Annotated in this window: 29 protein-coding genes; 17 read left to right on the top strand and 12 right to left on the bottom strand. The window is 68.6% G+C overall.

Translation table 11 applies throughout. The features are described 5' to 3' along the window. Positions 1-125: 125 nt before the first annotated feature. The 8 genes from hfq (at position 126) to AC3A6X_RS00695 (ending at position 7241) form a co-directional block, all read left to right on the top strand. A complete protein-coding gene (hfq, locus tag AC3A6X_RS00730) occupies positions 126-371 on the top strand; it encodes an RNA chaperone Hfq (protein ID WP_093378535.1) in 246 nt (81 codons plus the stop codon). A 52-nt stretch (positions 372-423) separates the two neighbouring features. Beyond that, entirely contained in the window at positions 424-1614 is a 1191-nt protein-coding gene (gene hflX / locus AC3A6X_RS00725) for a GTPase HflX (RefSeq protein WP_487840374.1), read from the top strand. A 52-nt stretch (positions 1615-1666) separates the two neighbouring features. Further along, complete coding sequence (gene hflK / locus AC3A6X_RS00720) at positions 1667-2986, top strand: FtsH protease activity modulator HflK (RefSeq protein WP_487840373.1); 1320 nt, start codon at positions 1667-1669, stop codon at positions 2984-2986. A 14-nt stretch (positions 2987-3000) separates the two neighbouring features. Then, positions 3001-3900 carry a protease modulator HflC gene (gene hflC, locus AC3A6X_RS00715; protein ID WP_487840372.1) on the top strand — a complete coding sequence of 300 codons (900 nt, stop codon included), beginning with the start codon at positions 3001-3003 and terminating at the stop codon, positions 3898-3900. 15 nt (positions 3901-3915) lie between these two features. Next, positions 3916-4104 carry a DUF2065 domain-containing protein gene (locus tag AC3A6X_RS00710; protein ID WP_487840371.1) on the top strand — a complete coding sequence of 63 codons (189 nt, stop codon included), beginning with the start codon at positions 3916-3918 and terminating at the stop codon, positions 4102-4104. Between the two features lie 73 nt (positions 4105-4177). Continuing rightward, complete coding sequence (locus AC3A6X_RS00705) at positions 4178-5329, top strand: ATP phosphoribosyltransferase regulatory subunit (RefSeq protein ID WP_487840370.1); 1152 nt, start codon at positions 4178-4180, stop codon at positions 5327-5329. A 20-nt stretch (positions 5330-5349) separates the two neighbouring features. Continuing rightward, positions 5350-6681, top strand: a complete 1332-nt coding sequence (locus AC3A6X_RS00700) for an adenylosuccinate synthase (protein ID WP_487840369.1) — start codon at positions 5350-5352, stop codon at positions 6679-6681. Between the two features lie 35 nt (positions 6682-6716). Next, positions 6717-7241, top strand: a complete 525-nt coding sequence (locus tag AC3A6X_RS00695; RefSeq protein WP_106558220.1) for a phosphoribosyltransferase — start codon at positions 6717-6719, stop codon at positions 7239-7241. A 21-nt stretch (positions 7242-7262) separates the two neighbouring features. Here the strand turns inward: AC3A6X_RS00695 and AC3A6X_RS00690 are convergent, their stop codons facing one another. After that, positions 7263-7706: a VOC family protein gene (locus AC3A6X_RS00690; RefSeq protein ID WP_487840368.1), complete on the bottom strand. Its 444-nt coding sequence runs from the start codon at positions 7704-7706 to the stop codon at positions 7263-7265. Then, a complete protein-coding gene (locus AC3A6X_RS00685; protein WP_487840367.1) occupies positions 7693-8607 on the bottom strand; it encodes a helix-turn-helix domain-containing protein in 915 nt (304 codons plus the stop codon). Before AC3A6X_RS00685 ends, AC3A6X_RS00690 begins: the two co-directional genes overlap by 14 nt. Positions 8608-8655: 48 nt before the next feature. On the opposite strand from AC3A6X_RS00685, the gene AC3A6X_RS00680 reads away from it, so the two are divergent. Then, on the top strand, positions 8656-9849 hold the full coding sequence (locus AC3A6X_RS00680; protein WP_487840366.1) for a cystathionine beta-lyase: 1194 nt from the start codon (positions 8656-8658) through the stop codon (positions 9847-9849). A 69-nt stretch (positions 9850-9918) separates the two neighbouring features. Then, a complete protein-coding gene (locus AC3A6X_RS00675) occupies positions 9919-10122 on the top strand; it encodes a hypothetical protein (RefSeq protein ID WP_106558249.1) in 204 nt (67 codons plus the stop codon). A 97-nt stretch (positions 10123-10219) separates the two neighbouring features. Here the strand turns inward: AC3A6X_RS00675 and AC3A6X_RS00670 are convergent, their stop codons facing one another. After that, positions 10220-10864, bottom strand: a complete 645-nt coding sequence (locus AC3A6X_RS00670) for an arylesterase (RefSeq protein ID WP_487840365.1) — start codon at positions 10862-10864, stop codon at positions 10220-10222. Positions 10865-10884: 20 nt separating this feature from the next. Here AC3A6X_RS00670 and AC3A6X_RS00665 point away from each other — a divergent pair, with 20 nt between their 5' ends. Together AC3A6X_RS00665 and rlmB are read left to right on the top strand one after the other, a co-directional pair. After that, the gene (locus tag AC3A6X_RS00665; protein ID WP_309960970.1) at positions 10885-11583 is read left to right on the top strand and encodes an ABC transporter ATP-binding protein; all 699 of its coding nucleotides are present in this window, start codon (positions 10885-10887) and stop codon (positions 11581-11583) included. 36 nt (positions 11584-11619) lie between these two features. Continuing rightward, positions 11620-12369: a 23S rRNA (guanosine(2251)-2'-O)-methyltransferase RlmB gene (gene rlmB / locus AC3A6X_RS00660; RefSeq protein ID WP_487840364.1), complete on the top strand. Its 750-nt coding sequence runs from the start codon at positions 11620-11622 to the stop codon at positions 12367-12369. On the opposite strand, the gene AC3A6X_RS00655 is transcribed toward rlmB, so the two are convergent. The 7 genes from AC3A6X_RS00655 to AC3A6X_RS00625 form a co-directional block, all read right to left on the bottom strand. Then, entirely contained in the window at positions 12366-12632 is a 267-nt protein-coding gene (locus tag AC3A6X_RS00655) for a hypothetical protein (protein WP_487840363.1), read from the bottom strand. The genes rlmB and AC3A6X_RS00655 overlap by 4 nt on opposite strands. A 115-nt stretch (positions 12633-12747) precedes the next feature. Then, positions 12748-13152, bottom strand: a complete 405-nt coding sequence (locus AC3A6X_RS00650; protein ID WP_487840362.1) for an Hsp20/alpha crystallin family protein — start codon at positions 13150-13152, stop codon at positions 12748-12750. Between the two features lie 13 nt (positions 13153-13165). Further along, positions 13166-13606: an Hsp20/alpha crystallin family protein gene (locus AC3A6X_RS00645; RefSeq protein WP_487840361.1), complete on the bottom strand. Its 441-nt coding sequence runs from the start codon at positions 13604-13606 to the stop codon at positions 13166-13168. Between the two features lie 141 nt (positions 13607-13747). Continuing rightward, complete coding sequence (locus AC3A6X_RS00640; protein ID WP_181360598.1) at positions 13748-13918, bottom strand: hypothetical protein; 171 nt, start codon at positions 13916-13918, stop codon at positions 13748-13750. Positions 13919-14011: 93 nt separating this feature from the next. After that, complete coding sequence (locus tag AC3A6X_RS00635; protein WP_487840360.1) at positions 14012-14980, bottom strand: aldo/keto reductase; 969 nt, start codon at positions 14978-14980, stop codon at positions 14012-14014. A 20-nt stretch (positions 14981-15000) separates the two neighbouring features. After that, entirely contained in the window at positions 15001-15600 is a 600-nt protein-coding gene (locus AC3A6X_RS00630; protein WP_106558236.1) for a chromate transporter, read from the bottom strand. 79 nt (positions 15601-15679) lie between these two features. Continuing rightward, entirely contained in the window at positions 15680-16267 is a 588-nt protein-coding gene (locus AC3A6X_RS00625; RefSeq protein WP_487840359.1) for a chromate transporter, read from the bottom strand. 89 nt (positions 16268-16356) lie between these two features. On the opposite strand from AC3A6X_RS00625, the gene AC3A6X_RS00620 reads away from it, so the two are divergent. After that, positions 16357-17244 (top strand): YihY/virulence factor BrkB family protein, encoded by an 888-nt coding sequence (locus AC3A6X_RS00620; RefSeq protein WP_487841067.1) that lies wholly within the window; start codon positions 16357-16359, stop codon positions 17242-17244. Between the two features lie 303 nt (positions 17245-17547). On the opposite strand, the gene AC3A6X_RS00615 is transcribed toward AC3A6X_RS00620, so the two are convergent. Then, positions 17548-18099, bottom strand: a complete 552-nt coding sequence (locus AC3A6X_RS00615; protein WP_487840358.1) for a DUF924 family protein — start codon at positions 18097-18099, stop codon at positions 17548-17550. Positions 18100-18209: 110 nt separating this feature from the next. Between AC3A6X_RS00615 and AC3A6X_RS00610 the strand changes: the two genes are divergently transcribed. The 3 genes from AC3A6X_RS00610 (at position 18210) to AC3A6X_RS00600 (ending at position 20828) form a co-directional block, all read left to right on the top strand. Further along, a complete protein-coding gene (locus tag AC3A6X_RS00610) occupies positions 18210-18659 on the top strand; it encodes a CHRD domain-containing protein (protein ID WP_487840357.1) in 450 nt (149 codons plus the stop codon). A 48-nt stretch (positions 18660-18707) separates the two neighbouring features. Further along, complete coding sequence (locus AC3A6X_RS00605) at positions 18708-19928, top strand: patatin-like phospholipase family protein (protein WP_487840356.1); 1221 nt, start codon at positions 18708-18710, stop codon at positions 19926-19928. 117 nt (positions 19929-20045) lie between these two features. Continuing rightward, positions 20046-20828, top strand: a complete 783-nt coding sequence (locus AC3A6X_RS00600) for a 3-hydroxybutyrate dehydrogenase (RefSeq protein WP_487840355.1) — start codon at positions 20046-20048, stop codon at positions 20826-20828. Between the two features lie 3 nt (positions 20829-20831). Here the strand turns inward: AC3A6X_RS00600 and AC3A6X_RS00595 are convergent, their stop codons facing one another. Further along, positions 20832-21779 carry a bifunctional helix-turn-helix transcriptional regulator/GNAT family N-acetyltransferase gene (locus AC3A6X_RS00595; RefSeq protein ID WP_487840354.1) on the bottom strand — a complete coding sequence of 316 codons (948 nt, stop codon included), beginning with the start codon at positions 21777-21779 and terminating at the stop codon, positions 20832-20834. Between the two features lie 160 nt (positions 21780-21939). Between AC3A6X_RS00595 and AC3A6X_RS00590 the strand changes: the two genes are divergently transcribed. After that, positions 21940-24357 carry a YgiQ family radical SAM protein gene (locus tag AC3A6X_RS00590; RefSeq protein ID WP_487840353.1) on the top strand — a complete coding sequence of 806 codons (2418 nt, stop codon included), beginning with the start codon at positions 21940-21942 and terminating at the stop codon, positions 24355-24357. Positions 24358-24423: the final 66 nt, after the last annotated feature.

Genomic DNA, 24423 nt, shown 5'->3' with positions numbered 1-24423 from the left:
GCGCCCGAAGTTCCGCCTCTGAAGTGCCGTTATTTTTTGGGGGCTATGAGGGTTTCGTGCTGCAGTGCGGAAGTGCTGTGTTAAGGTGACCGGTCCAACAACTACTCTTGAACACGGAGAATATCGTGAGCAATAAAGGGCAACTTCTACAAGACCCCTTTCTGAACACCTTGCGCCGAGAGCACGTGCCGGTTTCCATTTATTTGGTCAACGGCATCAAGCTGCAAGGGCAGATCGAGTCTTTCGATCAGTACGTCGTGTTGCTTCGCAATACGGTGACCCAGATGGTCTACAAACACGCCATCTCCACCATCGTGCCGGGACGGGCCGTCAACTTCTCGGCGAACGAGAGCGACGACGCTGCTGCCTGAGTGCACGGAGCGCGGCGGCTCGCCCGCCGCGCTTTTTCCCCATTGATCCCGCTTGTCTGAACTGAATTCCCGGAAAGACGGTGCCGTCGTTCTCGTCGGCGTCGATTTCGGGTTGCCCCATTTCGACGGCGAACTCGAGGAACTCGGCCTGCTCGCGCAGACCGCGGGCCTTGCCCCGGTCGCACGCCTGATCGCCAAGCGGCGGGCGCCCGATGCGGCGCTCTTCGTCGGCAGCGGCAAGGCCGAGGAGATCCGCGAGCTGGCCGAGCTGCACGGCGCCGGCGAGGTGATCTTCGACCAGGCCCTGAGCCCGGCGCAGCAACGCAACCTCGAGCGCCAGCTCGGGGTAGCGGTGTACGACCGCACCTTCCTGATCCTCGAGATCTTCGCCCAGCGAGCGCGCTCCCACGAGGGCAAGCTGCAGGTCGAGCTGGCGCGGCTGCAATATCTCAGCACGCACCTGGTGCGTCGCTGGTCCCATCTGGAGCGCCAGCGCGGCGGCATCGGCACGCGCGGCGGTCCAGGCGAGACGCAGATCGAACTCGACCGCCGCATGATCGGCGACGCCATCCGGCGCACGCGCGAGCGGCTCGCCAAGGTGCAGCGCCAGCGCGGCACCCAGCGGCGCCAGCGCGAGCGACGCGACACCTTCAACATCTCGCTGGTCGGCTACACCAACGCCGGCAAGTCCTCGCTGTTCAACGCGCTGGTGAAGGCGCGCGCCTATGCGGCCGACCAGCTCTTCGCCACGCTGGACACCACCACGCGGCATCTGTACCTGGGCGACGCGGCCCGCAAGGTGTCGATCTCCGACACCGTGGGCTTCATTCGCGACCTGCCGCACGGCCTGATCGACGCCTTCAAGGCCACCCTGCAGGAGGCGGTCGACGCCGATCTGCTGCTGCATGTGGTGGACGCCTCCAATCCGCACCATCCCGAGCAGATGGCCGAGGTGCAGTCGGTGCTTCGCGAGATCGGCGCCGACACCGTGCCGCAGCTCCTGGTCTTCAACAAGCTGGATGCGCTCGAGGCCACGCAGCGGCCGCTCGCGCTCGCCGACGAGATCGAGCTCGACGGCGCGCAGGTGTCGCGCATCTTCCTGAGCGCCCACACGGGCGAGGGCGTGCCGGCGCTGCGGGCCGAGCTCGCGCGGCGCGCACCGTCGATCGCCGGGCCCATGACCCCAGAGCCGGACGCCGAATTGCACGATGCCGCCGGCGGATTGGCACAATCCCCTCACTGACCAGAGAAGAGATCGAATGAATGCAAAGCCAGTGTGGAGACGGTTTCAGGGCATGTTCAACCTGAATGACGGGCGTTGGGGCCGCGGCGACGAGCCGTCCTCTAAAGACGACCGTCCCAATGCCAACCGTCCCGACGACGACTCCGGTTCTTCCGGCAACAACAACCGCCCCCGCGGCCAGGGGCCGAACCAGGGTCCGCCGGATCTCGACGAGCTCTGGCGCGACTTCAACCGCAAGCTCGGCGGCCTGTTCGGCGGCCGCGGCGGCAACGGCGGCCGTCCGAGCGGCGGCAATGGCGGCAACGGGATGAAGCCCGACATGAAGAACGCGGGCGTTGGCCTGGGCCTGGTGGCGGCGGTCGCCGTGCTGATCTGGCTGGGCACCGGCTTCTTCATCGTGAATGAAGGCCACCAGGCCGTGATCACCCAGTTCGGCCGCTACAAGACGACCGTGGGGGCGGGCTTCAACTGGCGCCTGCCGTACCCGATCCAGCGCCACGAGGTCGTGGTCGTGACGCAGATCCGCTCCATCGACGTCGGCCGCGATTCGATCGTGCGCTCGACCGGCCTGCGCGAGTCGGCCATGCTCACCGAGGACGAGAACATCGTCGAGATCAAGTTTGCCGTGCAGTACCGCCTGAGCGATGCCCGCGCCTACCTCTACGAGAGCAAGAGCCCGACCGATGCGGTGGTGCAGGTGGCCGAGACGGCCGTGCGCGAGGTGGTCGGCAAGATGAAGATGGATGCGGCGCTGGCCGAGGAGCGCGACCAGATCGCGCCGCGCGTGCGCACCCTGATGCAGACCATCCTGGACCGCTACAAGGTCGGTGTCGAGGTGGTGGGCATCAACCTGCAGCAGGGCGGGCTGCGTCCGCCGGAGCAGGTGCAGGCCGCCTTCGACGACGTGCTCAAGGCCGGCCAGGAGCGGGAGCGCGCCAAGAACGAGGCCCAGGCCTATGCCAACGACGTGGTGCCGCGGGCCACCGGCACCGCATCGCGCCTGAAGGAAGAGTCCGAGGCCTACAAGGCGCGCATCATCGCGCAGGCCCAGGGCGATGCGCAGCGCTTCGGCGCGGTGCTGACCGAATACCAGCGCGCGCCCCAGGTCACGCGCGACCGCATGTACACCGACGCCATGCAGCAGATCTACACCAACACCACCAAGGTGCTGGTCGATTCAAAGCAGGGCTCCAACCTGCTGTACCTGCCGCTCGACAAGCTGATTACCCAGAGCGCGGCCGGCGCGCCCGCCGACGGCGCCAGCCCCAATGTGGCCGGCACCGCGCCGCCGCAGTCGTCGGTCATCCCGGTCGTCCCGCCCAACGACGCGCGTGCGCGCGACGGCCGCTCGCGTGACCGCGACGTGCGCTGAGGAGCAACACAACAATGAACAGACTTGGCTTCATCGTTTCGTCGGTCCTGGTGGCGCTCGCGCTGCTGAGCTCCACGCTCTTCGTGGTCGACCAGCGCCAGTTCGGCGTGGTCTACGCCCTCGGCCAGATCAAGGAAGTGATCACCGAGCCGGGCTTGAACTTCAAGCTGCCGCCGCCCTTCCAGAACGTGTCGTACATCGACAAGCGCCTGCTCACGCTGTCCAGCCTCGATCCCGAGCCCATGTTGACGGCCGAGAAGCAGCGCGTGGTGGTCGACTGGTATGTGCGCTGGCGCATCACCAACCCTTCGGAATACATCCGCAACGTCGGCCTCGACGAGAACGCGGGCGCCGTGCAGCTCAACCGCGTGGTGCGCAACGCCTTTCAGGAGAACGTCAACAAGCGCACCGTGCGCGAGCTGATCTCGACGCGCCGCGAGGCGCTCATGAACGACGTGCAGCGCGAGATGCTGGCGGTGGTGAAGGGCACCAAGCCCTGGGGCATCGACATCATCGATGTGCGGGTCACGCGCGTCGACTACGTGGAAGCGATCACCGAGTCGGTCTATCGCCGTATGGAGGCCGAGCGCAAGCGCGTGGCGAACGAGCTGCGCTCCACCGGCTTCGCCGAGGGCGAGAAGATCCGCGCCGACGCCGACCGCCAGCGCGAGGTGATCGTGGCCAATGCCTACCGCGACGCCCAGAAGATCAAGGGCGAGGGCGATGCCCGCGCCGCGTCGGCCTATGCCGAGGCCTTCGGCCGCGACCCGCAGTTCGCCCAGTTCTACCGCAGCCTCGATGCCTACAAGCAGAGCTTCAACAAGAAGAGCGACGTGATGGTGCTGGACCCTTCGTCCGACTTCTTCCGCGCGATGCAGAGCTCGGGTGGGGCGGCGGCAGCCGGGCGCCGCTAGCCGCAGCGTTCAGGCGTGAGCGCAGAGACCTTCTGGAGCGCGCTAGCGCTCGTCCTGGTGATCGAGGGCATCCTGCCCTTCGTCTCGCCCGGGGGCTGGCGGCGCGGCTTCGGCCAGCTCATGCAGCTGCGCGACGGGCAGCTGCGCTTCTTCGGGCTGTGCAGCATCCTGCTGGGCCTCTTTCTGCTCTGGGTCCTGGGCTGAGCCCGGTTTGCGCACGGGGGAGCGGGCCGCGATGGCCCGGTAGAATCCGGGTTTAACCACGCCCCCGATCCCCATGTCCGCCTGGGTCCTCCCGGATCACATTGCCGATGTGCTGCCCTCCGAGGCGCGTCACATCGAAGAACTTCGACGCCAGCTGCTCGACACCGCCCGTGGCTACGGCTACGAGCTGGTGATGCCTCCGCTGCTCGAGCATCTGGAGTCCCTCCTGTCCGGCACCGGCGAGGCGCTGGATCTGCAGACCTTCAAGCTGGTGGACCAGCTCTCCGGGCGCAGCATGGGCCTGCGCGCCGACACCACGCCTCAGGTCGCGCGCATCGACGCCCACCTCCTCAACCGCCGCGGCGTCGCGCGCCTCTGCTATTGCGGCCCCGTGCTGCACACCCGGCCCGACCGCCCGCACGCGACCCGCGAGCCGCTGCAGTTCGGTGCCGAGATCTACGGCCATGCCGGCCTGGAGGCCGACACCGAAGTGCTGCGCCTCGCACTCGACTGCCTGCGCGCGGCTGGGATACGCCACCCCGTCATCGTCGACCTGGCCGATGCGCGCATCGTGCGTGCGCTGTTTGCCGGCGTGCCGGTCGATGCGGCGAGCATCGCGCGCGTGCATGCGGCCCTGGCCGCCAAGGACCCCAGCGGCCTGCGCGAGATCACGGCGGACTTTCCCGCCGCGGCGCGCGAGGGTCTGCTCGCGCTGCTGCATCTCTATGGCGACGCCGCGGTGCTCGACGAGGCGGCCAAGGCCCTGCCCGATACGGCCGGCATGCGCCAGGCGCTTGCCGATCTGAAGCAGTTGGCCCAGCGCCTCGACGGCGCCCGCGTCAGCTTCGACCTGGCCGACCTGCGCGGCTATGCCTATTACAGCGGCATGCGCTTCGGCATCTACACGGAAGGCGCCAGCGACGCGCTGGTGCGCGGCGGCCGCTACGACGAGGTGGGCGCGGTCTTCGGCCGCAACCGCCCGGCCGTGGGCTTCAGCCTCGACGTGCGCGAGCTGGTGGGCGTGCTGCCGGCGCGGCCCCTGCGCGCCGCGATCCGCGCGCCCTGGAGCGACGCTCAGGGGCTGGCCCAGACCATCGCCGCGCTGCGCAGCCAGGGCGAGACCGTGGTCTGCGCGCTGCCCGGCCACGAGAGCGAGATCGACGAATTCCACTGCGACCGCGAGCTGATCGAGCAAGGCGGGCAGTGGAAAGTCCAAGCCATCTGAATCTTCAAAAGCGAAACATCATGAGCGTTACCACCGGACGAAACGTGGTCGTCGTCGGCACCCAATGGGGCGACGAGGGCAAGGGCAAACTGGTCGACTGGCTGACCGAGAGCGCGCAGGGCGTGGTGCGCTTCCAGGGCGGCCACAACGCGGGCCACACGCTGGTCATCAACGGCGTGAAGACGGCGCTGCACCTGATCCCCAGCGGCATCATGCGGCCCGGCGTCAAGTGCTACATCGGCAACGGCGTGGTGCTGTCGGCGGCCAAGCTCTTCGAGGAGATCGAGGGGCTGGAGAAGGCCGGCGTCGAGGTCCGTTCGCGCCTGCGCATCAGCGAGGCCTGCCCGCTGATCCTGCCTTTCCACGCCGCGCTGGACATCGCGCGCGAGACCTACCGCGAGAAGGGCGGCATCGAGAAGATCGGCACCACCGGCCGCGGCATCGGCCCGGCCTACGAGGACAAGATCGCGCGTCGCGCGCTGCGCGTGCAGGATCTCAAGCACCCGGAACGCTTCGCCGCCAAGCTGCGCGTGCTGCTCGAGCTGCACAACCATGTGCTCACCCAGGTGCTGAGCGCGCCGGCGATCGAGTTCGATGCGGTCTACGACGAGGCGATGCGCCACGCGGAACTGCTCAAGCCCATGATGGCCGACGTCTCGCGCGAGCTGAACGATGCTCATCGTGCAGGCGCCAACCTGTTGTTCGAGGGCGCGCAAGGCACGCTGCTGGACGTCGACCACGGCACCTATCCCTACGTGACTTCCAGCAACTGCGTGGCCGGCAACGCCGCGGCCGGCGCGGGCGTGGGGCCGGGCATGCTTCACTACATCCTGGGCATCACCAAGGCCTATTGCACGCGCGTCGGCGGCGGGCCCTTCCCGACCGAGCTCGAATGGGACAAGCCCGGCACCGTCGGCTGGCACCTGAGCACGGTGGGCGCCGAGAAGGGCGTGACCACCGGCCGCAGCCGCCGCTGCGGCTGGTTCGACGCCGCGCTCCTCAAGCGCTCGGCGCAGGTCAACGGCCTCTCCGGCCTGTGCATCACCAAGCTCGACGTGCTCGATGGCCTGAAGGAGCTGCTGCTGTGCACCGGCTACGAGCTCGACGGCGAGTACACCGACATCCTGCCGCTGGGCGCCGACGAGATCGCCCGCTGCAAGCCGGTCTACGAGACCCTGGAGGGCTGGAGCGAGAGCACCGTCGGCATCACCCAGTACGACAAGCTGCCAGTCAACGCTCGGCTCTACCTGCAGCGCATCGAGCAGGTCACGGGCGTGCCGATCCACATGGTGTCGACCAGCCCGGACCGCGATCACACGATCATGATGCGGCACCCCTACCTGGCCGATTGACTGATGAACGACCACCCCCGAGGAGAAGGCTTCCCATGCTGACCGAAGACGGCAAACACCTGTACGTGAGCTATGACGAGTACCACAACCTGATCGAAAAGCTCGCGATCAAGGTGCATCAGTCGGGCTGGCAGTTCGACACCATCCTGTGCCTCGCCCGCGGCGGCATGCGGCCGGGCGATGTGCTGTCGCGCATCTTCGACAAGCCGCTGGCCATCATGTCCACCAGCTCCTACCGCGCCGATGCCGGCACGATCCAGGGGCACCTGGACATCGCCCGCTACATCACCACGCCCAAGGGCGAGATCGCGGGCCGGGTGCTGCTGGTCGACGACCTGGCCGACTCCGGCCACACGCTGCACGCGGTGGTGGAGATGCTCAAGAGCAACTACCAGCCGATCACCGAGCTGCGCAGCGCCGTGATCTGGACCAAGGCGATCTCGACCTTCACGCCTGACTACTCGGTCGAGTACCTGGCCACCAACCCCTGGATCCACCAGCCCTTCGAGGGCTACGACTCGATGGGCGCCGACAAGCTGATCGAGAAGTGGTCGGTCTGAAAAGCTGAGGCGGCCGGAGCCTCACTTCGGATTCATCATCTCGGTGTAGCGCCGCTGCATCTCCTCGGTCGACAGCTGCTCGATGCTGTGGCCGATGTTCCAGCGGTGACCGAAGGGATCGCGAAAAGACCCCGAGCGCTCGCCGTAGAACTGGTCCTGCACCGCGATCTCGAGCGTGGCGCCGGCCGTCACCGCGCGCTCGACGATCGCATCGGCATCGTCCACGTGCAGGTGGATCGTGACCGAGGTCGCTCCGGTGCTGAGGGGGCCGCGAATGCCGTACTCGGGAAACTCGTCGCACAGCATCAGCGTGGTGCTGCCGAAGTCGAGCTCCGCGTGGCCGATGCGCCCGCTGGGCTCGGTCAGCCTGAATTTCTCGGTTGCGCCGAACACCTCGCCGTACCAGGCGATCGCCTTGGCAGTGTCGTTGACGCAAAGGTAGGCAAACAAATCATGGATTGCCATCGAGGACTCCTTTGGAAGCATGGGTCTGGCCGCGATTCTGCGAAGGCCCGGCCCCACCGTCTTGGACGAAATTGAACCCGGCCGGCACATGGTTCGGCGAGGCCGGCGCAGCGCGGCGGTAGGCCTGCGGCGTCATGCCCGCGATCTCCATGAAATCGCGGTTGAAATGCGGCTGGTCGCTGTAGCCGGCCTCCAGCGCGAGTTCCACCCAGGGCAGGGCGCGCGCGGCGGGTTCGGCCGTCATCACGCGCTGCAGCCGTTGCACCCGCTGCAGCTGCTTGGGCGCGAGGCCCGCCGCGTCGCGGAACAGCGTGATGAAGCGCCGGTGGCTGTAGCCGCTGGCCTGCACCAGCACGCGGATCGGCAGGCCGCCGCCCAGCCCGGCCAGGGCCCGGGCCACCGCCGGATGCATGGCCTGGGGCTGCGGCGCGAGGCGCTCGGCCAGCAGGGTCTCGAAGACGGCGAGCCGGGCCTCCGGGCCGCCGGCCGCGTCCACCCGCTCGAGCGCCTCCTGCGCGGCGCGGTGGCCCCAAAGCGCTTCCAGCGGCGTGTGGCTTTCGGCCAGCTCGCCGGCCGGCAGGCCGAAAAGCGCCCGTGCTGCGCCGGGCCGCAGTTGCGCGCCCACCGAGCCGGTCGCGACCGAGACGTCGCGCGCATAGAAGGCCGAGCGAGCGCCGCCGACGATCGCCCAACCCACGGTGTAGCCCGCCGTATCCGCCGCCCCGGCGAACAGCCGCAGTGGCGGGCCGCAGAGGCGCAGCACCAGATGCATGTCGCCGGTCGGCAGCACATGCTCGCGCGGCGGCGTGGCGAGGCTGCCGGCGCTGCGGCCAGGCGCCGACACCCACAGGGAGCGGACGTAGGGCCGCAGCCGGGGACCGGGTGAACGCGTCAGCAGCATGCAACCATTGTCGGGCGCACGCTCCGGCACGTCGACTAGCATGGCGGCATGCCCAAGCCCATCACCGACCTGATCCACCACCCGTACAAGCCCCCCGCCAACTTCGCCGCACCCCAGCCGGGCGTCTACAAGGCCTCCACCGTGTTCTTCGCCGACGTCGCCGCCATGCGCGCGCGCGACTGGAAGACCAAGGCCGGCTACACCTACGGCCTGCACGGCACGCCCACCACCTTCACCCTCGAGGAGCGCCTGGCGACGCTGGAAGGCGGCACCGAATGCCTGCTGGCGCCCAGCGGCCTGGCGGCGATCGCGCTGGTGGCCTTCGCTTTCCTCAAGACCGGCGACGAGGTGCTGCTCCCCGACAACGCCTATGGCCCCAACAAGGCGCTGTGCAACGGCGAGCTGGCCAACTTCGGCATCACGCACCGGCTCTACGACCCCATGAACCCGGCCGATCTTGCGGCCAAGCTCTCGGAGCGCACGAAGCTGGTGTGGCTGGAAGCGGCCGGCTCGGTCACGATGGAGTTCCCGGACCTGCCCGCGCTGGTGGCGGCCTGCCGCGCGCGCGGCGTGCTCACGGCGCTGGACAACACCTGGGGCGCCGGCCTCGCCTTCGCCCCCTTCGATTTCAACGGCAGCGGGCAGGGCGTCGACATCTCGGTCCAGGCGCTCACCAAGTATCCGAGCGGCGGCGGCGACGTGCTGATGGGCAGCGTCATCACGCGCGACGAGCGGCTGCACCGCGCCCTCAAGCTCAGCCACATGCGCATCGGCTTCGGCAGCGGGGTCGGCGACGTGGAAGCGCTGCTGCGCTCGCTGCCCAGCATTGCGCTGCGCTACGAGGCGCACGACCGCAGCGCCCGGGAGCTGGCCCTCTGGCTGGCCGATCGGGCCGAGATCGCGCAGGTGCTGCATCCGGCGCTGGAAGGCTCGCCGGGCCACGCGAACTGGCTGCGGCTGTGCGGCGCCACCGACCTGGCGGCCGGCCTCTTCTCCGTGGTGTTCGACGCCCGCTACAGCGCGGCGCAGGTCGACCGCTTCTGCGACAGCCTGAAGCTGTTCCGGCTCGGCTATTCCTGGGGCGGGCCGATCAGCCTGGTCGTGCCCTACGACATCGGCCTGATGCGCGACCCAGGCGTCTCGCACTGGCCGCACAAGGGCACGCTGGTGCGTTTCTCGATCGGCCTGGAGGACGCGGAGGACCTGCGCGCCGACCTCGAACAAGCCCTCGCCGCGCTCTGAACCGGCCCGGTTATCGCGTACAGTGAGGCACGCGCAGTCACCGGGACTGCCTTTCAGGAAGGAGTGAACGTGGCAACACCGAACTACGGCTACGAGAAACGTCAGAAGGAGTTGGCCAAGAAGAAGAAAAAGGAAGAGAAGGCACGAGAAAAAGCCGCTCGCAAGCTGAGCCCCAGCAGCGAAGGCCTCGCGCCAGGCGACCCTGAAACCGATGTCGCCTCGCTGGAACGCGATCCGCCCACCGTGCCGGAGCTGCCAACCAAGGACGGCTGAGCCGCTGCCAATCGGCTCGCTACACCGATCAGTGCAAGAAGAAAGCCGCCGCGGGCGAGGCCTGCAGCGGCTTTTTTTGCGCCTTTCGCTCAGCCGCTCATTTGGCCGGAAGCAGCTTCCGCAGCGCCGGCCACACGTTGTCCAGCATGCGCGCCTGGGCGGCGGCGGTCGGGTGGATGCGGTCGGCCTGGAACAGCGCCGCTGCCTCGGGACTGTCCGCCACGCCCTTGAGCAGGAAGGGCACCAGCGCCGCCTTGGTGGCGCCGGCCACCTTGCCGAACAAGGCCTCGAAGCGCCGCGTGTAGTCGCTGCCGTAGTTGGGCGGCACCTGGATGCCGACGATCAGCACCTGCGCGCCGGCCGCCTGGGCGGCCTTGGTCATCTGCATGAGGTTGTCCTCGGTGCCCGCGAGCGAGAGCCCGCGCAGGGCGTCGTTGCCGCCCAGTTCGAGCACCACGTGCGTCGGCTTGTGCTGCGACAGCAGGCCCGCCAGTCGCGCGCGGCCGCCCGCCGTCGTGTCGCCGCTGATGCTGGCATTGATCACCGTGGCTGCGATCTTCTGCTCGGCCAGGCGCTTCTCCAGCAGCGGCACCCAGCCCTCGCCGCGCTTGAGGCCGTACTCGGCGGACAGCGAGTCGCCGACGACCAGGATCACCGGCTTGCCGGCGGCGGCCTGGGCCGCGGTCCAATACCCGGAGGAACCGGCCAGTGCGCCGGCCAAGATAAAGTGACGTCGATTCACCACGCGCAAAACCCTTTTCAATGTCCTCGATCCCACCCGCCGCCATTGTCGCCGTCGAACATGTCTTCAAGTCGGTCACCGACTCCGCCGGCACGCTGGACATTCTGCAGGACATCGACTTCACGCTGGGCGAGCGCGAGACCGCCGCCATCGTCGGGGCCTCCGGCTCGGGCAAGAGCACGCTGCTGTCGATCGTCGCCGGGCTGGACACACCCACCCGCGGCACCGTCAAGCTGGCTGGCGAGGACCTCTTCGCCATCGACGAGGACGAGCGCGCCGCGCTCAGGGCGCGCAAGGTCGGCTTCGTGTTCCAGAGCTTCCAGTTGCTGGGCAACCTGAGCGCGCTCGAGAACGTGATGCTCCCGCTCGAGCTGGCCGACCGCCGCGACGCGCGCAAGGCCGCGACCGAGATGCTGGGCCGCGTCGGCCTCGGCCAGCGCCTGAACCACTATCCCAAGGTGCTGTCCGGCGGCGAGCAGCAGCGGGTGGCGCTGGCCCGCGCCTTCGTGGTCCAGCCCGCGCTGCTGCTGGCCGACGAGCCCACGGGCAGCCTGGACTTCGCCACCGGCGAGCAGGTGATGCGACTGATGTTCGACCTCAACCGAGAGCTCGGCACCACCCTCGTGCTGGTGACGCACGACCGCGGCATCGCCGCGCAGTGCGAGCGCCGCATCACCATCGAGGCCGGGCGCGTGGGCTTCGACGACCAAGGCGTCTGACCTGGGGACCTGCGAAGCGGGCTCGATAATCCCGCCATGTCTTCCCCCAAAGTGATCTTCGGCTTCCATGCCGTGGGCGTGCGCATCAAGACCGCGCCCCAATCGGTGATCGAGGTGCTCTTCGACGCCAGCCGGCGCGATGCCCGCATGCGCCAGTTCGTCACCCGCGCGCAGGAGGCCGGCGTGCGCCTGATCGAGGCCGACGGCCTGCGCCTTTCCAAGCTCGCCGGCAGCCACGGCCACCAGGGCGTGGCCGCGCGGGTGCAGCCGATCGCGCAGACCCACTCGCTCGACGAACTGCTCGAAGGCCTCGAGGCCGCCGGCACGGTGCCGCTGCTGCTGGTGCTCGACGGCGTCACCGACCCGCACAACCTCGGTGCCTGCCTGCGCGTGGCCGATGGCGCCGGCGCGCACGCGGTGGTCGCGCCCAAGGACCATGCCGCGGGCATCAATGCGACTGTCGCCAAGGTCGCGAGTGGGGCCGCCGAGACGGTGCCCTACTTCATGGTGACCAACCTTGCGCGCACGCTCAACGAGCTGAAGGAGCGCAACATCTGGTGCGTGGGCACCAGCGACGATGCACCCGGCACGCTCTACCAGAGCGACCTGCGGCGGCCTCTCGCGCTGGTGCTGGGGGCCGAGGGCGAGGGCATGCGCCAATTGACGCGCAAGACCTGCGACGAATTGGTGCGCATTCCGATGGCGGGTGCGGTCGAGAGCCTCAATGTTTCGGTCGCAAGCGGGGTGTGCCTTTACGAGGCGATGCGGCAGCGCAGCGCGGCCTAAGTCAACTTGGCGAAGCCGGTCTCGCCCGAGTGATCGCGCGCCTCCCAGTCGTCGACCCAGGCCTTTGCCTTGCGCTCCAGCGCATCGCAAGCGCTCTCGGAATCCTGGAATCGCCCGGTCAGGGCGACTCGGCACTTGTGCTCGCCATCGCGCCACAGGTCCGCGTGGCCCGAGGCCTGCCCTTCGATGGCCGCCCCATCGAGGCACACACGGATCTCCCACGCCTCGTAGACGAAGCGCCTGACTTCGCCGTCATCGTTCATCGCTTCTTCCTCGGTTCAGGTCTTCAGAGGCTGCATCGAACCCACGCGAAAGCGTACGCTTTCGCGTGGAGACACCCTCCGGGCCGACCGCGCCGGCCGGAGGGTCAAGCTGGCTTCAGCCCACCTCGACGTTGATGCGCCGCGGCTGTGCCTGCGCCACCTTCGGGATGCGCAATGTCAGCACGCCCTGTGCCAGCTCGGCCGAGACCTTCTCGGTGTCGAGCTCCTTGCTCAAGGTGAAGACGCGATGGAAGTGCGCGAGGCCGACCTCCGTGTGACTCGACTGCAGCCCCTCGGGCACCTGCAGGTTCGAGTCGGCATCGATGGTGAGCGTGTCGGACTCCACCTGGAGGTGAAGCTGGTCCTTCGAAACGCCGGGAAGGTCGGCATACAGCGTGATGCCGGTGCCATCCTCCACCACGTCGACGGGCGGCGTCAGCGCCGCCTCGCCGTAGCCCGCCCTGTCCTTGCGGGCAACGGTGGAGGGAGAAGTCGAGCGGACCGTGTCAACGTCGTTCATGTCGCTGCTCCTTTCATTGGATCGTGATGCGGCGGGGCTGGGCCGACGCGCGCCGCTGGACCGTGATGTGCAGGATGCCGTCGCGGTAGTCGGCCGCGATCGCATCCGGGTCGGCGTCGTCGGGCAGCGTCAGCATGCGGCGAAAGCTGCCTGCGAAGCGCTCGTTGATGTGGACGGCGGACTTCGAGTCCTCCTGTGACGGCAGCTTCGAGGCGCGCTCGCCGGCCACGGTCAGCAGGCCGCGGTCGAGCTGGACGTCGATCGTGGCTGGATCGAGGCCAGGGGCGAAGGCGTAGACCTCGACCGTCTGCGGCGTGCCCCCGACGTTCAGGGCGGGAAAACCGCCGCGGCCGAGACCCCGGATGCTTGGAGACAGATCGAAGGCCTGCTGCATTTCGCGTTGCAGGCGATCCATCTCGGCGAACAGATCGCGCGGGAACAAGGATCGATACATGGCGAAAACCTCCATACGGTTGGACCAGACGGAGCGTCGGAGACGCCTCCGGCGCTTCCGTGGGAGGAATTAGGACCGGGTATCGAAAATTTCAAGAGGGCACGTGCATCCCTGGGATGCCTGAAGCGCAGCGGCTGCGCGCTATGAAGGATCCTTGCTGCGCGTGCGCCCGACGGCGCTGAAGATGCCGATGCCCAGCAGGATCAGGGCGCCGATGCCGATGTAGAGCGTCGGAATGCCGATGACCGAGGCCCCCCAGGCCAGGCCGGCGAGGAAGAGGAGGAAGCCGATCATGTAGAGCGCGAAAGACATGGTTTTCTCTCCGACGTGAGGATCGAACCAGTCTCTTCATGCCATGCCGCGCGTTCCATGGGGCGGCGGCCGCCAAGGCGTGTCGGCCGGCACCTACCGTTGCTGTGCGCCCTCGGCGCTCGCCTCGTCGAGCTGGGCGATGGCCTCTGCATCGAGCGGGAGCCGGGTCGCGGCCACCAGCTCGTCGAGCTGCCCGGCCGAGGTGGCGCTGGCGATCGGCGCGGTGATGGCGGGGCGGGCGATCTGCCAGGCGAGGGCCACCTGGCCCGGCGTCGCACCCCGTGTCTTCGCGACCTCGTCGAGCGCGGCCAGGATGCGCAGGCCGCGCGGGTTGAGGTACTTCTTCGTCGTGCTGGCGCCGCGCGCGCTCTTGGCGGCGTCGGCCTCGCTGCGGTACTTGCCGGTCAGGAAGCCGGCGGCCAGCGCGTAGAAGTTGATCACGCCCACGCCGCGCTCGAGGCACAGCGGCTCCAGCGCCTCCTCGAACACAGCGCGGTCGTAGAGGTTGTAGAGCGGCTGCAGGCTCTCGTAGCGCGGCAGGCCCTGGCGCTCGGCCACGTCCAGCGCCTCGGCCAGCCGCGGCGCGCTGTAGTTCGAGGCACCGATGGCGCGCACCTTGCCGGCCTGGATCAGCTCGGCGAAGGCGCCCAGCGTATCGGCCAGCGGCGTGTCGGCGTCGTCGTCGTGCGACTGGTACAGGTCGATGTGGTCGGTCTGCAGGCGCTTGAGCGAGGCGTCCACGGCCTGGCGGATGTAGGCCGGCGACAGGCCCTTCTTGTTGTTGCCCATCGGCTTGCCGACCTTGGTCGCGAGCACCACGCGGTTGCGTTTGCCGCCCTGCCGCAGCCACTTGCCGATGATGGTTTCCGATTCACCCCCGCTGTGACCCGGCACCCAGCTGGAGTAGACGTCGGCGGTGTCGACGAAGTTGAAGCCGGCGTCGAGCCAGGCGTCGAGCAGACGGAACGAGAGCTTCTCGTCGACGGTCCAGCCGAAGACGTTGCCGCCGAAGGCCAGCGGCGACACTTGAAGGCCGGAACGGCCGAGGGGGCGGAGTTGCATGAATGTCTTCCCGGGAAATTTCAGACGAAGCCGAAGGCGCCCAGCAGGGCGCCGGCACCCAGCAGCCACAGCAGGTGAAGGCGGGTGCGCCAGACGATAAGCGCCGCCACGCCGGTCAGCAGCCACAGGTGCCAGGCAGGCGCGTTGCCGGCATGGTTACCGGCGGCCAGCACCCAGCCGGTGGCGATCAGCAGGCCCACGACCACCGGCGCCATGCCCTGCTTGAAGGCGCGCACCTCGCGCCGCTCGCGGTTGCGGTGGCCCCAGCGTGTCGCGAAATAGGTCAGGGTGGTGCTCGGCAGCATGATGCCGACCATGGTGACGGTCAGCCCGAACAGGCCCAGCGCCCAGGCCTGCGGCCCGGCGCCGATGCCGCCGCCCGCGTTGATGCCGACGTTCCATCCCATCAGCGCGACGAAGAGCACGTTGGGGCCCGGCGCGGCCTGGGCGATCGCGACCGAGGAGCTGAATTGTGCGTCGGTCAGCCAGCCGTTCTGGTCGACCAGGTAGCGGTGCATGTCGGGCACCGTGGTGATGGCGCCGCTGATCGACAGCATCGAGAGCATCAGGTACTGGGCGAAGAGCGCCAGCCAGTCGTGCCAGTGCATCGCGATGGTCATAAGGCCCCCACGCTCGGCACTGGCGTGTCCTCGCTGCCCCCCGAGGGGGCTTTCGCATCTTGGGGCGGCCCGGCGATGCTCATGCTTGCAGCCTCTTCCAGGTCCACACGCAGGCAACGCCGCCGACGACCAGCAGCACCCAGCCCAGCGGAATGCGCGCGAAGGCGATGGCGCTGAAGACGAGCGCCACGATACCCAGGCAGACGCCGAAGCCCAGTGGATGCCGGCGCAGCGCCGGGACCAGCTTGATGCCGGTCGCCGCGATCAGCCCGCCGGCCACCGCGCCCATGCCGCGCAGCGCGCCGGCGACCTGCGGGTTGCCGGCGAAGTGCGCGTAGAGCAGCGCCAGCACCAGGATCACGCCCAACGGCACGGTCAGCATGCCGGCCACGGCGGCGATCGCGCCGCGCAGGCCGAAGTGGCGGTCGCCGATCATCAGGGCGAGGTTGATCACGTTCGGCCCCGGCAGCACCTGGGCCACGGCCCAGTCCTCGAGGAACTCGTCGGCCGTCAGCCAGCGCTTTTTCTCGACCATCTCGCGCTGCACGATGGCGAGCACGCCGCCGAAACCCTGCAGCGCCAGCCAGGTGAAGGAAAAGAACAGGTCGCGGACGGAGCGGGGTTGCGGGCGCTCGGAGGGCGCCGCGAGGGGAGAGGCCGGATGCATCGCCCGCGATTATGTTCGCAGCGCGGTCCGGCCGCTGCTCGGGGCTGGCGCCGACGCGCGGCCGCGCCCATGCTGCGACACTCGCGGGCATGCAGCCGCGCGCACTCTTCGATCTCTGCAAGCAGGCCGTCCTGTCCTGGAAGGCCGACTACGCCCCGAGCATGGGCGCCGCACTGGCCTACTACACCGTGTTCTCGGTGGCGCCCCTGCTGTTGATCGTGATCTCCGTCGCGGGCCTGGTCTTCGGCCAGGAGGCCGCGCGCGGCGAGATCATGATCCAGCTCTCGGGGCTGATGGGCGAGCAGGGCGCGCGCGCGGTGCAGGGCATGCTGGAGGCCGTCAACAAGCCGAAGGAGGGCATTGTCGCGACCGTGATCGGCATCGCGCTGCTGGTGGTCGGCGCGACCACCGTGTTCGGCGAGCTGCAGGACGCGCTGGACCGCATCTGGCGCGCGCCGGCGCGCGACGAAGGCAAGAGCTGGCTGAAGCTGCTGCGCGTGCGGCTGCTGTCCTTCAGCATGATCATGGGCCTCGGCTTCCTGCTGATGGTGTCGCTGGTGGCGAGTGCCGCGCTGGCGGCGCTGAGCAAGTGGTGGGCGCCGGTCTTCGGCGGCTGGGCCGCGCTGGCGCAGGGCGTCAACTTCCTCTTCAGCTTCGTCATGGTCACCGTGGGCTTCGCGATGATCTACAAGATCATGCCGCGGGTGCGCGTGCAGTGGCGCGATGTGTGGGTGGGCGCGGCGGTCACGGCGCTGCTGTTCGCCGTCGGCAAGCACCTGATCGGCCTCTACATCGGCAAGAGCAGCGTGGCCTCGGGCTACGGCGCCGCGGGCTCGCTGGTGGTGGTGCTGGTGTGGGTCTACTACTCGGCGCAGATCTTCCTGCTGGGGGCGGAGTTCACGTGGGTGTATGCGCACAAGTATGGGTCGCTGCGGCATGTCGAGCGGCCGGGGGCACCGACTTCGCCGACGCGTTAGCCAAGGCCTGTTCACACTACAGCGGAAGAGCGAGAGGCCGGTCGTTGGATGCACGCCCGGCATGCGGTGCGGGCCGGTCGACCCCGCTGCGGCGGCCCCTTCGGAGCTTTCCTGCGCTGCTCGCGTCAGGCGGGGTCTCGCTCAAACTCGCCTTCGGCTCAAACAGTCGCGAGCCCTGATCCGCCTGCCGCCTGCGCTGCTCGGCGGTGCCTCAACGGCCGGTCCCAGGGCATACCGCACGCCTCCGCGCCCCTGCGTCATCACTCTTTGAGCCTGAGCGCAAGGCGGCTGTGTGAACCGGCGCTACCCCGCGAAGCCGCCCTGGTCCAGGAAGGCCTGTTCCTCCGGCGTGGTCTCACGCCCGAGCATCGGGTTGCGATGCGGGAAGCGCCCGAAGCGCGCGACGATGTCGCGATGCAGGACCGCAAAACGCTGCGTGTTGGCATCGAGCGCGGCATTGAGCTCGACCGAGCGCTCCTGGTCGGCCAGCGACTCCGAGTGCATGAAGGGCAGGTAGAAGAAGGGGCGCAGCGTGCCCTCCACCTGCTGGTCGAGGCCGGCCGCGACGGCAGCGCGCGCGATGGCGCGCGCCTTGCCGTCGGTGGCGAACATGTGGGCGCTGCCGCGCCAGGCATTGCGCGGGAACTGGTCCAGCAGCACCAGCAGCGCCAATGCGCCGTCGGCCTCGTTGGCCCAGGCATCGAGCATGCCGCTCGCGGCAGCGTGATGCGCAGCCTCGAAGCGCGACTTGAACTCGGCATCGAAGGCCTCGTCCTTGGCGAACCAGCGGGCGGGACCGGCGTCGCGCCAGAAGGCGGCGACCTCGTGGGGGGAGGGCAGGGGAGCAGTCGTCATGCGCCGGATGATGCCATCGCAACGCCCCCCGAAAAACGGGCTCGTGGCCGACACGCGGGGCGTCCCGTGCTGTCTATGCTGTTCGCTCTTGCAACTATGGAGATCCGCTCATGAACCGAACTGCCACCCTCTTGCGCGCCGCCCTCGTGACCGGCGTGGCGACCGCCGCCCTCGCGGGCTGCGGCATGATGTCGAGGTCCAACACGGCAAGTTTCAGCGGCAGCATGAACGCAGCCAGCCAGGTGCCGCCCAACATGACGCGCGGCAGCGGCCTGGCCGAGGCCTGGCTCAACAAGGACACCAATGTCCTCAAGTACAAGATCGTCTACACCGGCCTGAGCGGCCCGGCCACGGCGGCCCACTTCCACGGCCCCGCGGCCGCCGGCGCCAACGCGGGCGTGGTGCTTCCCTTCGCCAACCCCGCGAGCCCGATCGAGGGCCAGGCCACGCTGACCACCACACAGGCGGCCGACCTGATGGCCGGGCGCTGGTACGCCAACATCCACACCGCGGCCAATCCGAATGGCGAGATCCGGGGACAGTTGCTGCCCAAGATGTAAGGCTTCGGCCTGGAACTTCGGGGTGGGTGCATGGTGTCCAATCGATCCATGCGCACCACCTCTCCAAGAAAAAAGCTCAACGGTTCCACCTCTCGCCCCTCCACCCCGCGCGTCGACATCACGGCCGCCAGGAAGGCCCTGGTGCTGCAAGGCGGCGGCGCCCTGGGCGCCTACCAGGCGGGCGTTTATGCCGGCGTGTACGAGAAGCACAAGGCGCTCGACTGGGTGGCCGGCGTGTCGATCGGCGCGATCAACGCCGCCCTGATCGCCGGCAACCCGCCCGACATGCGCGTGGCGCGCCTGCGCGAGTTCTGGGACCTCGTGTCCTCGGGCCCCGCGCAGCGGCTGCCGCCCGGCTGGGGCGACCGCACACTGTTCAACCAATGGAGTGCGAACACGGCCGCGCTGTTCGGCGTGCCGGGCTTCTTCACGCCGCGGCGCAACCCCGCGCTGCTGCTCGGCGGCGCGGCGCCGGTGCTGAGCTACTACGACACCGCGCCGCTGAAGTCCACGCTCGAGCGTCTGGTGGACTTCGACCGCATCAACCACTGCGACATCCGCTTCAGCGTGGGCGCGGTCAACGTGCGCAGCGGCAACTCGGTCTACTTCGACAACACGAAGCAGCGCATCGGTCCCGAGCACATCATGGCCAGCGGCGCGCTGCCGCCCGGCTTCGCGCCGGTGCACATCGACGGCGAGGACTACTGGGACGGCGGCATCGTCTCCAACACGCCCCTGCAGTACGTGCTCGACACCCATCCGCGCACCGAGTCGCTGCTGGTGCTGCAGGTGGACCTGTTCAGCGCCCGCGGCAGCATGCCGCGCACGCTGGCCGAGACCCTGGAGCGGCAGAAGGACATCACCTACTCCAGCCGCACCCGCATGAACACCGACGCGCTGGCCTCCAACATGAACCTGCAGCAGGCGGTGGCCGACCTGATCGCCAAGCTGCCGGCCTCGCTGCGCAACGATGCCAGCGTGGCCGCGGTGTGTGCGCAGCTCACGCACCAGCCGGTCGAGATCGTGCACCTGATCTACCGCGACAAGCCCTACGAGCTCGACTCCAAGGACTACGAGTTCTCGCGCACCTCGGTCGACGAGCATTGGGACGCGGGGCTGCGCGACATCCGCAACACGCTGGAGCATCCGGAGCTGCTGCGCGCCGCCGCGCAGGTCAACGGTGTCACCACCTTCGATCTCACCGAGGCCCACAAGCCGCGCGTTCGACACCCGATGCGGGTGCCGGCCGTCCAGTCGGCGCCGCAATGAGAGGCCTCTGAGGCCGACGGTGGTCAGCCTGGCCCAAGATTCCCGAGCCACGCTCCGTCACCGGCACGCAGCTTGCACGCGCCATCATCCTCCCACCCCTCATCCAAAGGACATCCCATGCAACTCAAGGACAAGGTCGCCTTCATCACCGGTTCGGCCAGCGGCATCGGCAAGGAAATCGCCCTCCTGTTCGCACAGGAAGGCGCCAAGATCGTCATCGCCGACCTCAACAAGCAGGCGGCTGACGCCACCGCCGCCGAGCTGAAGGAAGGTGGTGCGCAGGCCATCGGCGTCGGCGTCGACGTCACCAGCGAAGAGCAGGTCGACGCGGCCGTCGAGGAGGCCGCCCGCGCCTTCGGCGGCATCGACATCCTCATCAGCAATGCCGGCATCCAGATCGTGTACCCGGTCGAGGAGTTCAGCTTCGCCGACTGGAAGAAGATGCTGGCCATCCACCTCGACGGCGCCTTCCTCACCACCAAGGCCTGCCTCAAGCACATGTACGCGCAGGGCCGCGGCGGCAGCGTGATCTACATGGGCTCGGTGCACTCCAAGGAAGCCTCGCTGCTGAAAGCGCCCTACGTCACGGCCAAGCATGGCCTGATCGGGCTGGCCAAGACGGTGGCGAAGGAGGGCGCGAAGCACGGCGTGCGCGCCAACGTCATCTGCCCGGGCTTCGTGCGCACGCCGCTGGTCGAGAAGCAGATCCCGGAGCAGGCCAAGACCCTGGGCATCTCCGAGGAGCAGGTGATCAAGAACGTGATGCTCAAGGAGACGGTGGACGGCGAGTTCACCACCACCGACGACGTGGCGCGCGTGGCGCTGCTGTTCGCGGCCTTCCCGACCAATGCGCTCACCGGGCAGTCGCTGGTGGTGAGCCATGGCTGGTTCATGCAATAGGTCTCAGAGCTTGAGCTCCCAAGTCTCGCCCACCAGCTGCTGGCCGAAACCTTCGTAGGGCTCGGACTTCACCAGCTCGAAGCCGCGCGCCGCATAGATGCCGCGCGCGGCCAGCAGGCAGCTGTTGGTCCACAGCATCATCTTCTTGTAGCCCTTGCGGCGGGCGAAGGCGATGCATTCGTCCGTGAGCCGCGCGCCCAGCCCCAGGCCCCGCGCTTGCGGCGCCAGGATCAAGAGGCGCAGCTGCGCCACCGTGGGCGACTTACGCACCAGGAACACGGCCCCCACGCGCTCGCCGTTGAGCTCGGCCATCCAGCAGTGCTCCCACTCGGGCTGGAATTTGCGCAGGAACTCGCCGGCAATCTCGGCCACCAGGGCCTCGAACTCGCTGTTCCAGCCGTACTCGCGGGCGTAGATCTCGCCGTGCTGCTGCACCACCCAGCCGATGTCGCCCGGCTGCGGGTCGCGCAGGACCGCGGTGCCCGGCCTGGCCGGCGCGTAGGCCTCGGGCTCGATCAGCGCCTGCACCGTGTGCATCGCATCGATCAGCCGGCGCTGTTGCGACGCCGAGAGCGGGGCGAGCAGGGCGCTCGCCTCGTCGCGCGACTTCTGCTGCAGCGGCGCGAAGGCGGCATGTCCCGCCTCGGTCAGGCGCAGCAGGCTCTGTCGCGCATCGCGTGGGTGCGTCTCGCGCACGAGCCAGCCCGCGCCCTCGAAGCGGCGCAGGATGCGGCTGAGGTACCCGCCGTCCAGGCCCAGGTCCTTCGCGATCTCGCTGGCCACCGCCTGCTCGCGGTGCGCCAGCTCGTAAAGCACCCGCACGTCGGTCAGGGACATGTCGCTGCCCAGGTACGGGTCGAGGGCCCCGATGCGGCGGGTGTAGAAGCGGTTGAACTGGCGCACGGCCTTGACTGCGGCGACGTCGGACACGGTGATGGATTCGGCGGACATGCTTGCCATTGTCAATTGATTGGTTGACTGAGGCAATCAATTGAAAGTCTCACCGCTCGGGCGGCATGGCCTTTGGAGGCGACGGCCGGGTGTCTAAACCCGTAAAATCGCGGGTTGCCCGAAACCGGGCCACCGCGGCCTGCCTGCCGCCACCTCCCACATGAACGCCCCCGTCGACGTCTCCTTTTTCGCGCGCGCCGCCAAGCCGCTGACCAGCTACCGCAAGTACTGGGCGGCCCGCTTCGGCACGGCCCGGTTCCTGCCCACCTCGCGCGCGGAGATGGAGGCCCTGGGCTGGGACAGCTGCGACATCGTGATCGTCACCGGCGACGCCTACGTCGACCACCCGAGCTTCGGCATGGCGGTCATCGGCCGCATGCTGGAGGCGCAGGGCTTCCGGGTGGGCATCATCGCGCAGCCGGACTGGCACAGCGCCGATCCCTTCAAGGCGCTGGGCAAGCCGAACCTGTTCTTCGGCGTGACCGCCGGCAACATGGATTCGATGATCAACCGCTACACGGCGGACCGGAAGATCCGCAGCGACGACGCCTACACGCCTGGCGATGTCGGCGGCCGGCGGCCCGACCGCGCGGCCATCGTGTATTCGCAGCGCTGCAAGGAAGCCTGGAACGACGTGCCGATCGTGCTCGGCGGTATCGAGGGGTCGCTGCGCCGCATCGCGCACTACGACTACTGGCAGGACAAGGTGCGCCGCTCGATCGTGGTGGACGCCAAGTGCGACCTGCTGCTCTACGGCAATGCCGAGCGCGCCATCGTCGAGATCGCGCACCGCCTGGCCGCCCGCGAGCCGGTACACCAGATCACCGACGTGCGCGGCACGGCCTTCGTGCGGCGCGAGACGCCGCAGGGCTGGTTCGAGATCGACTCCACCAGCGTGGACCTGCCGGGGCGGGTCGAGGCGCATGTGAATCCGTACCTGATGGTGTCGGAGCAGGCGAAGGCGAATGGGGCGACCTGCGCGAAGGAAGAGGAGGCGCAGGCCGTGGCTGCCGCCGCCGAGGCCCGGTCTTCGCTCCCTCTCCCGCTTGCGGGAGAGGGCCGGGGTGAGGGCGCGGCGAAGCCGCTCCACTTCATCCCCAACCCGAGCCTCAGGAAAGCGGGGAACCCTCACCCCAACCCTCTCCTGCAAGCGGGAGAGGGGGTAAATCCGGAAGGCAGGGTCCGACCACCGCCGCGCGATCGCTCGGTGATCCGCCTGCCTTCCTACGAGCAGGTGCGCGCCGACCCGGTGCTTTACGCCCACGCCAACCGCGTGCTGCATCTCGAGACCAACCCCGGCAACGCCCGCGCCCTGGTGCAGGCCCACGGCGAGGGAGCGACCGCGCGGGACGTCTGGATCAACCCGCCGCCCATCCCGCTGACCACGGCCGAGATGGACCACGTGTTCGACCTGCCCTACGCGCGCAGCCCGCATCCGCGCTACGCGGACGAGCACGGCAGCCACGACGGCGCCACCAAGATCCCCGCCTGGGAGATGATCCGCTTCAGCGTGAACATCATGCGCGGCTGCTTCGGTGGCTGCACCTTCTGCTCCATCACCGAGCACGAAGGGCGCATCATCCAGAGCCGCTCGGAGGACTCGATCATCAAGGAGGTCGAGGCCATCCGCGACAGCGTCAAGGGCTTCACCGGCACCATCTCCGACCTCGGCGGACCCACCGCCAACATGTACCGCATCGGCTGCAAGTCGCCCGAGATCGAGGCCGCCTGCCGCAAGCCCAGCTGCGTGTACCCGGGCATCTGCCCGAACCTCAACACCAGCCACGATCCGCTGATCAAGATCTACCGGCGTGCGCGTGCGCTCAAGGGCATCAAGAAGATCCTGATCGGCTCCGGCCTGCGTTACGACCTGGCGGTGCAGTCGCCCGAGTACGTGAAGGAACTGGTGCAGCACCACGTGGGCGGCTACCTGAAGATCGCGCCGGAGCACACCGAGCAGGGTCCGCTCACGAAGATGATGAAGCCCGGCATCGGCAGCTACGACCGCTTCAAGCAGATGTTCGAGAAGTTCAGCGCCGAAGCGGGCAAGAAGCAGTACCTCATCCCGTATTTCATCGCCGCCCATCCGGGCACCAGCGACGAGGACATGATGAATCTCGCGCTCTGGCTCAAGCGCAACGGCTTCCGCGCGGACCAGGTGCAGACCTTCTATCCCTCGCCCATGGCCACGGCCACGGCGATGTACCACACCAACAAGAACCCGCTTCGCAAGATCACACGCGAGAGCGAGACGGTGGACATCGTGCGCGGCGACAAGCGCCGCCGCCTGCACAAGGCCTTCCTGCGCTACCACGACGCCAACAACTGGCCGCTCCTGCGCGAGGCCCTGAAGAAGATGGGCCGCGCCGACCTGATCGGCAACGGCAAGCACCACCTCATCCCGACCTACCAGCCGCTGACCGACGGCAGCTACCAGAGCGCGCGGCGCAAGAACTCGACGCCCGTGGTCTTGAAGCCGGTGCAGCCGGTCCAGGGCCGCATCCTCACGCAGCACACCGGGCTGCCGCCGCGCGAGACCGGGACCGGCCGTGCCAAGCCGGCGCGCAAGGGTCGCTGAGCACGCCGGCGCGCCGGGCGGGTCGCCAAGCCGCTAGGCAGCGCACCACCGGCCGACGCCGCGCTG

It is taken from the genome of Variovorax sp. Soil_C_12 (genome assembly GCF_057657375.1).
This window is presented reverse-complemented; position numbering and strand designations above follow the sequence as displayed.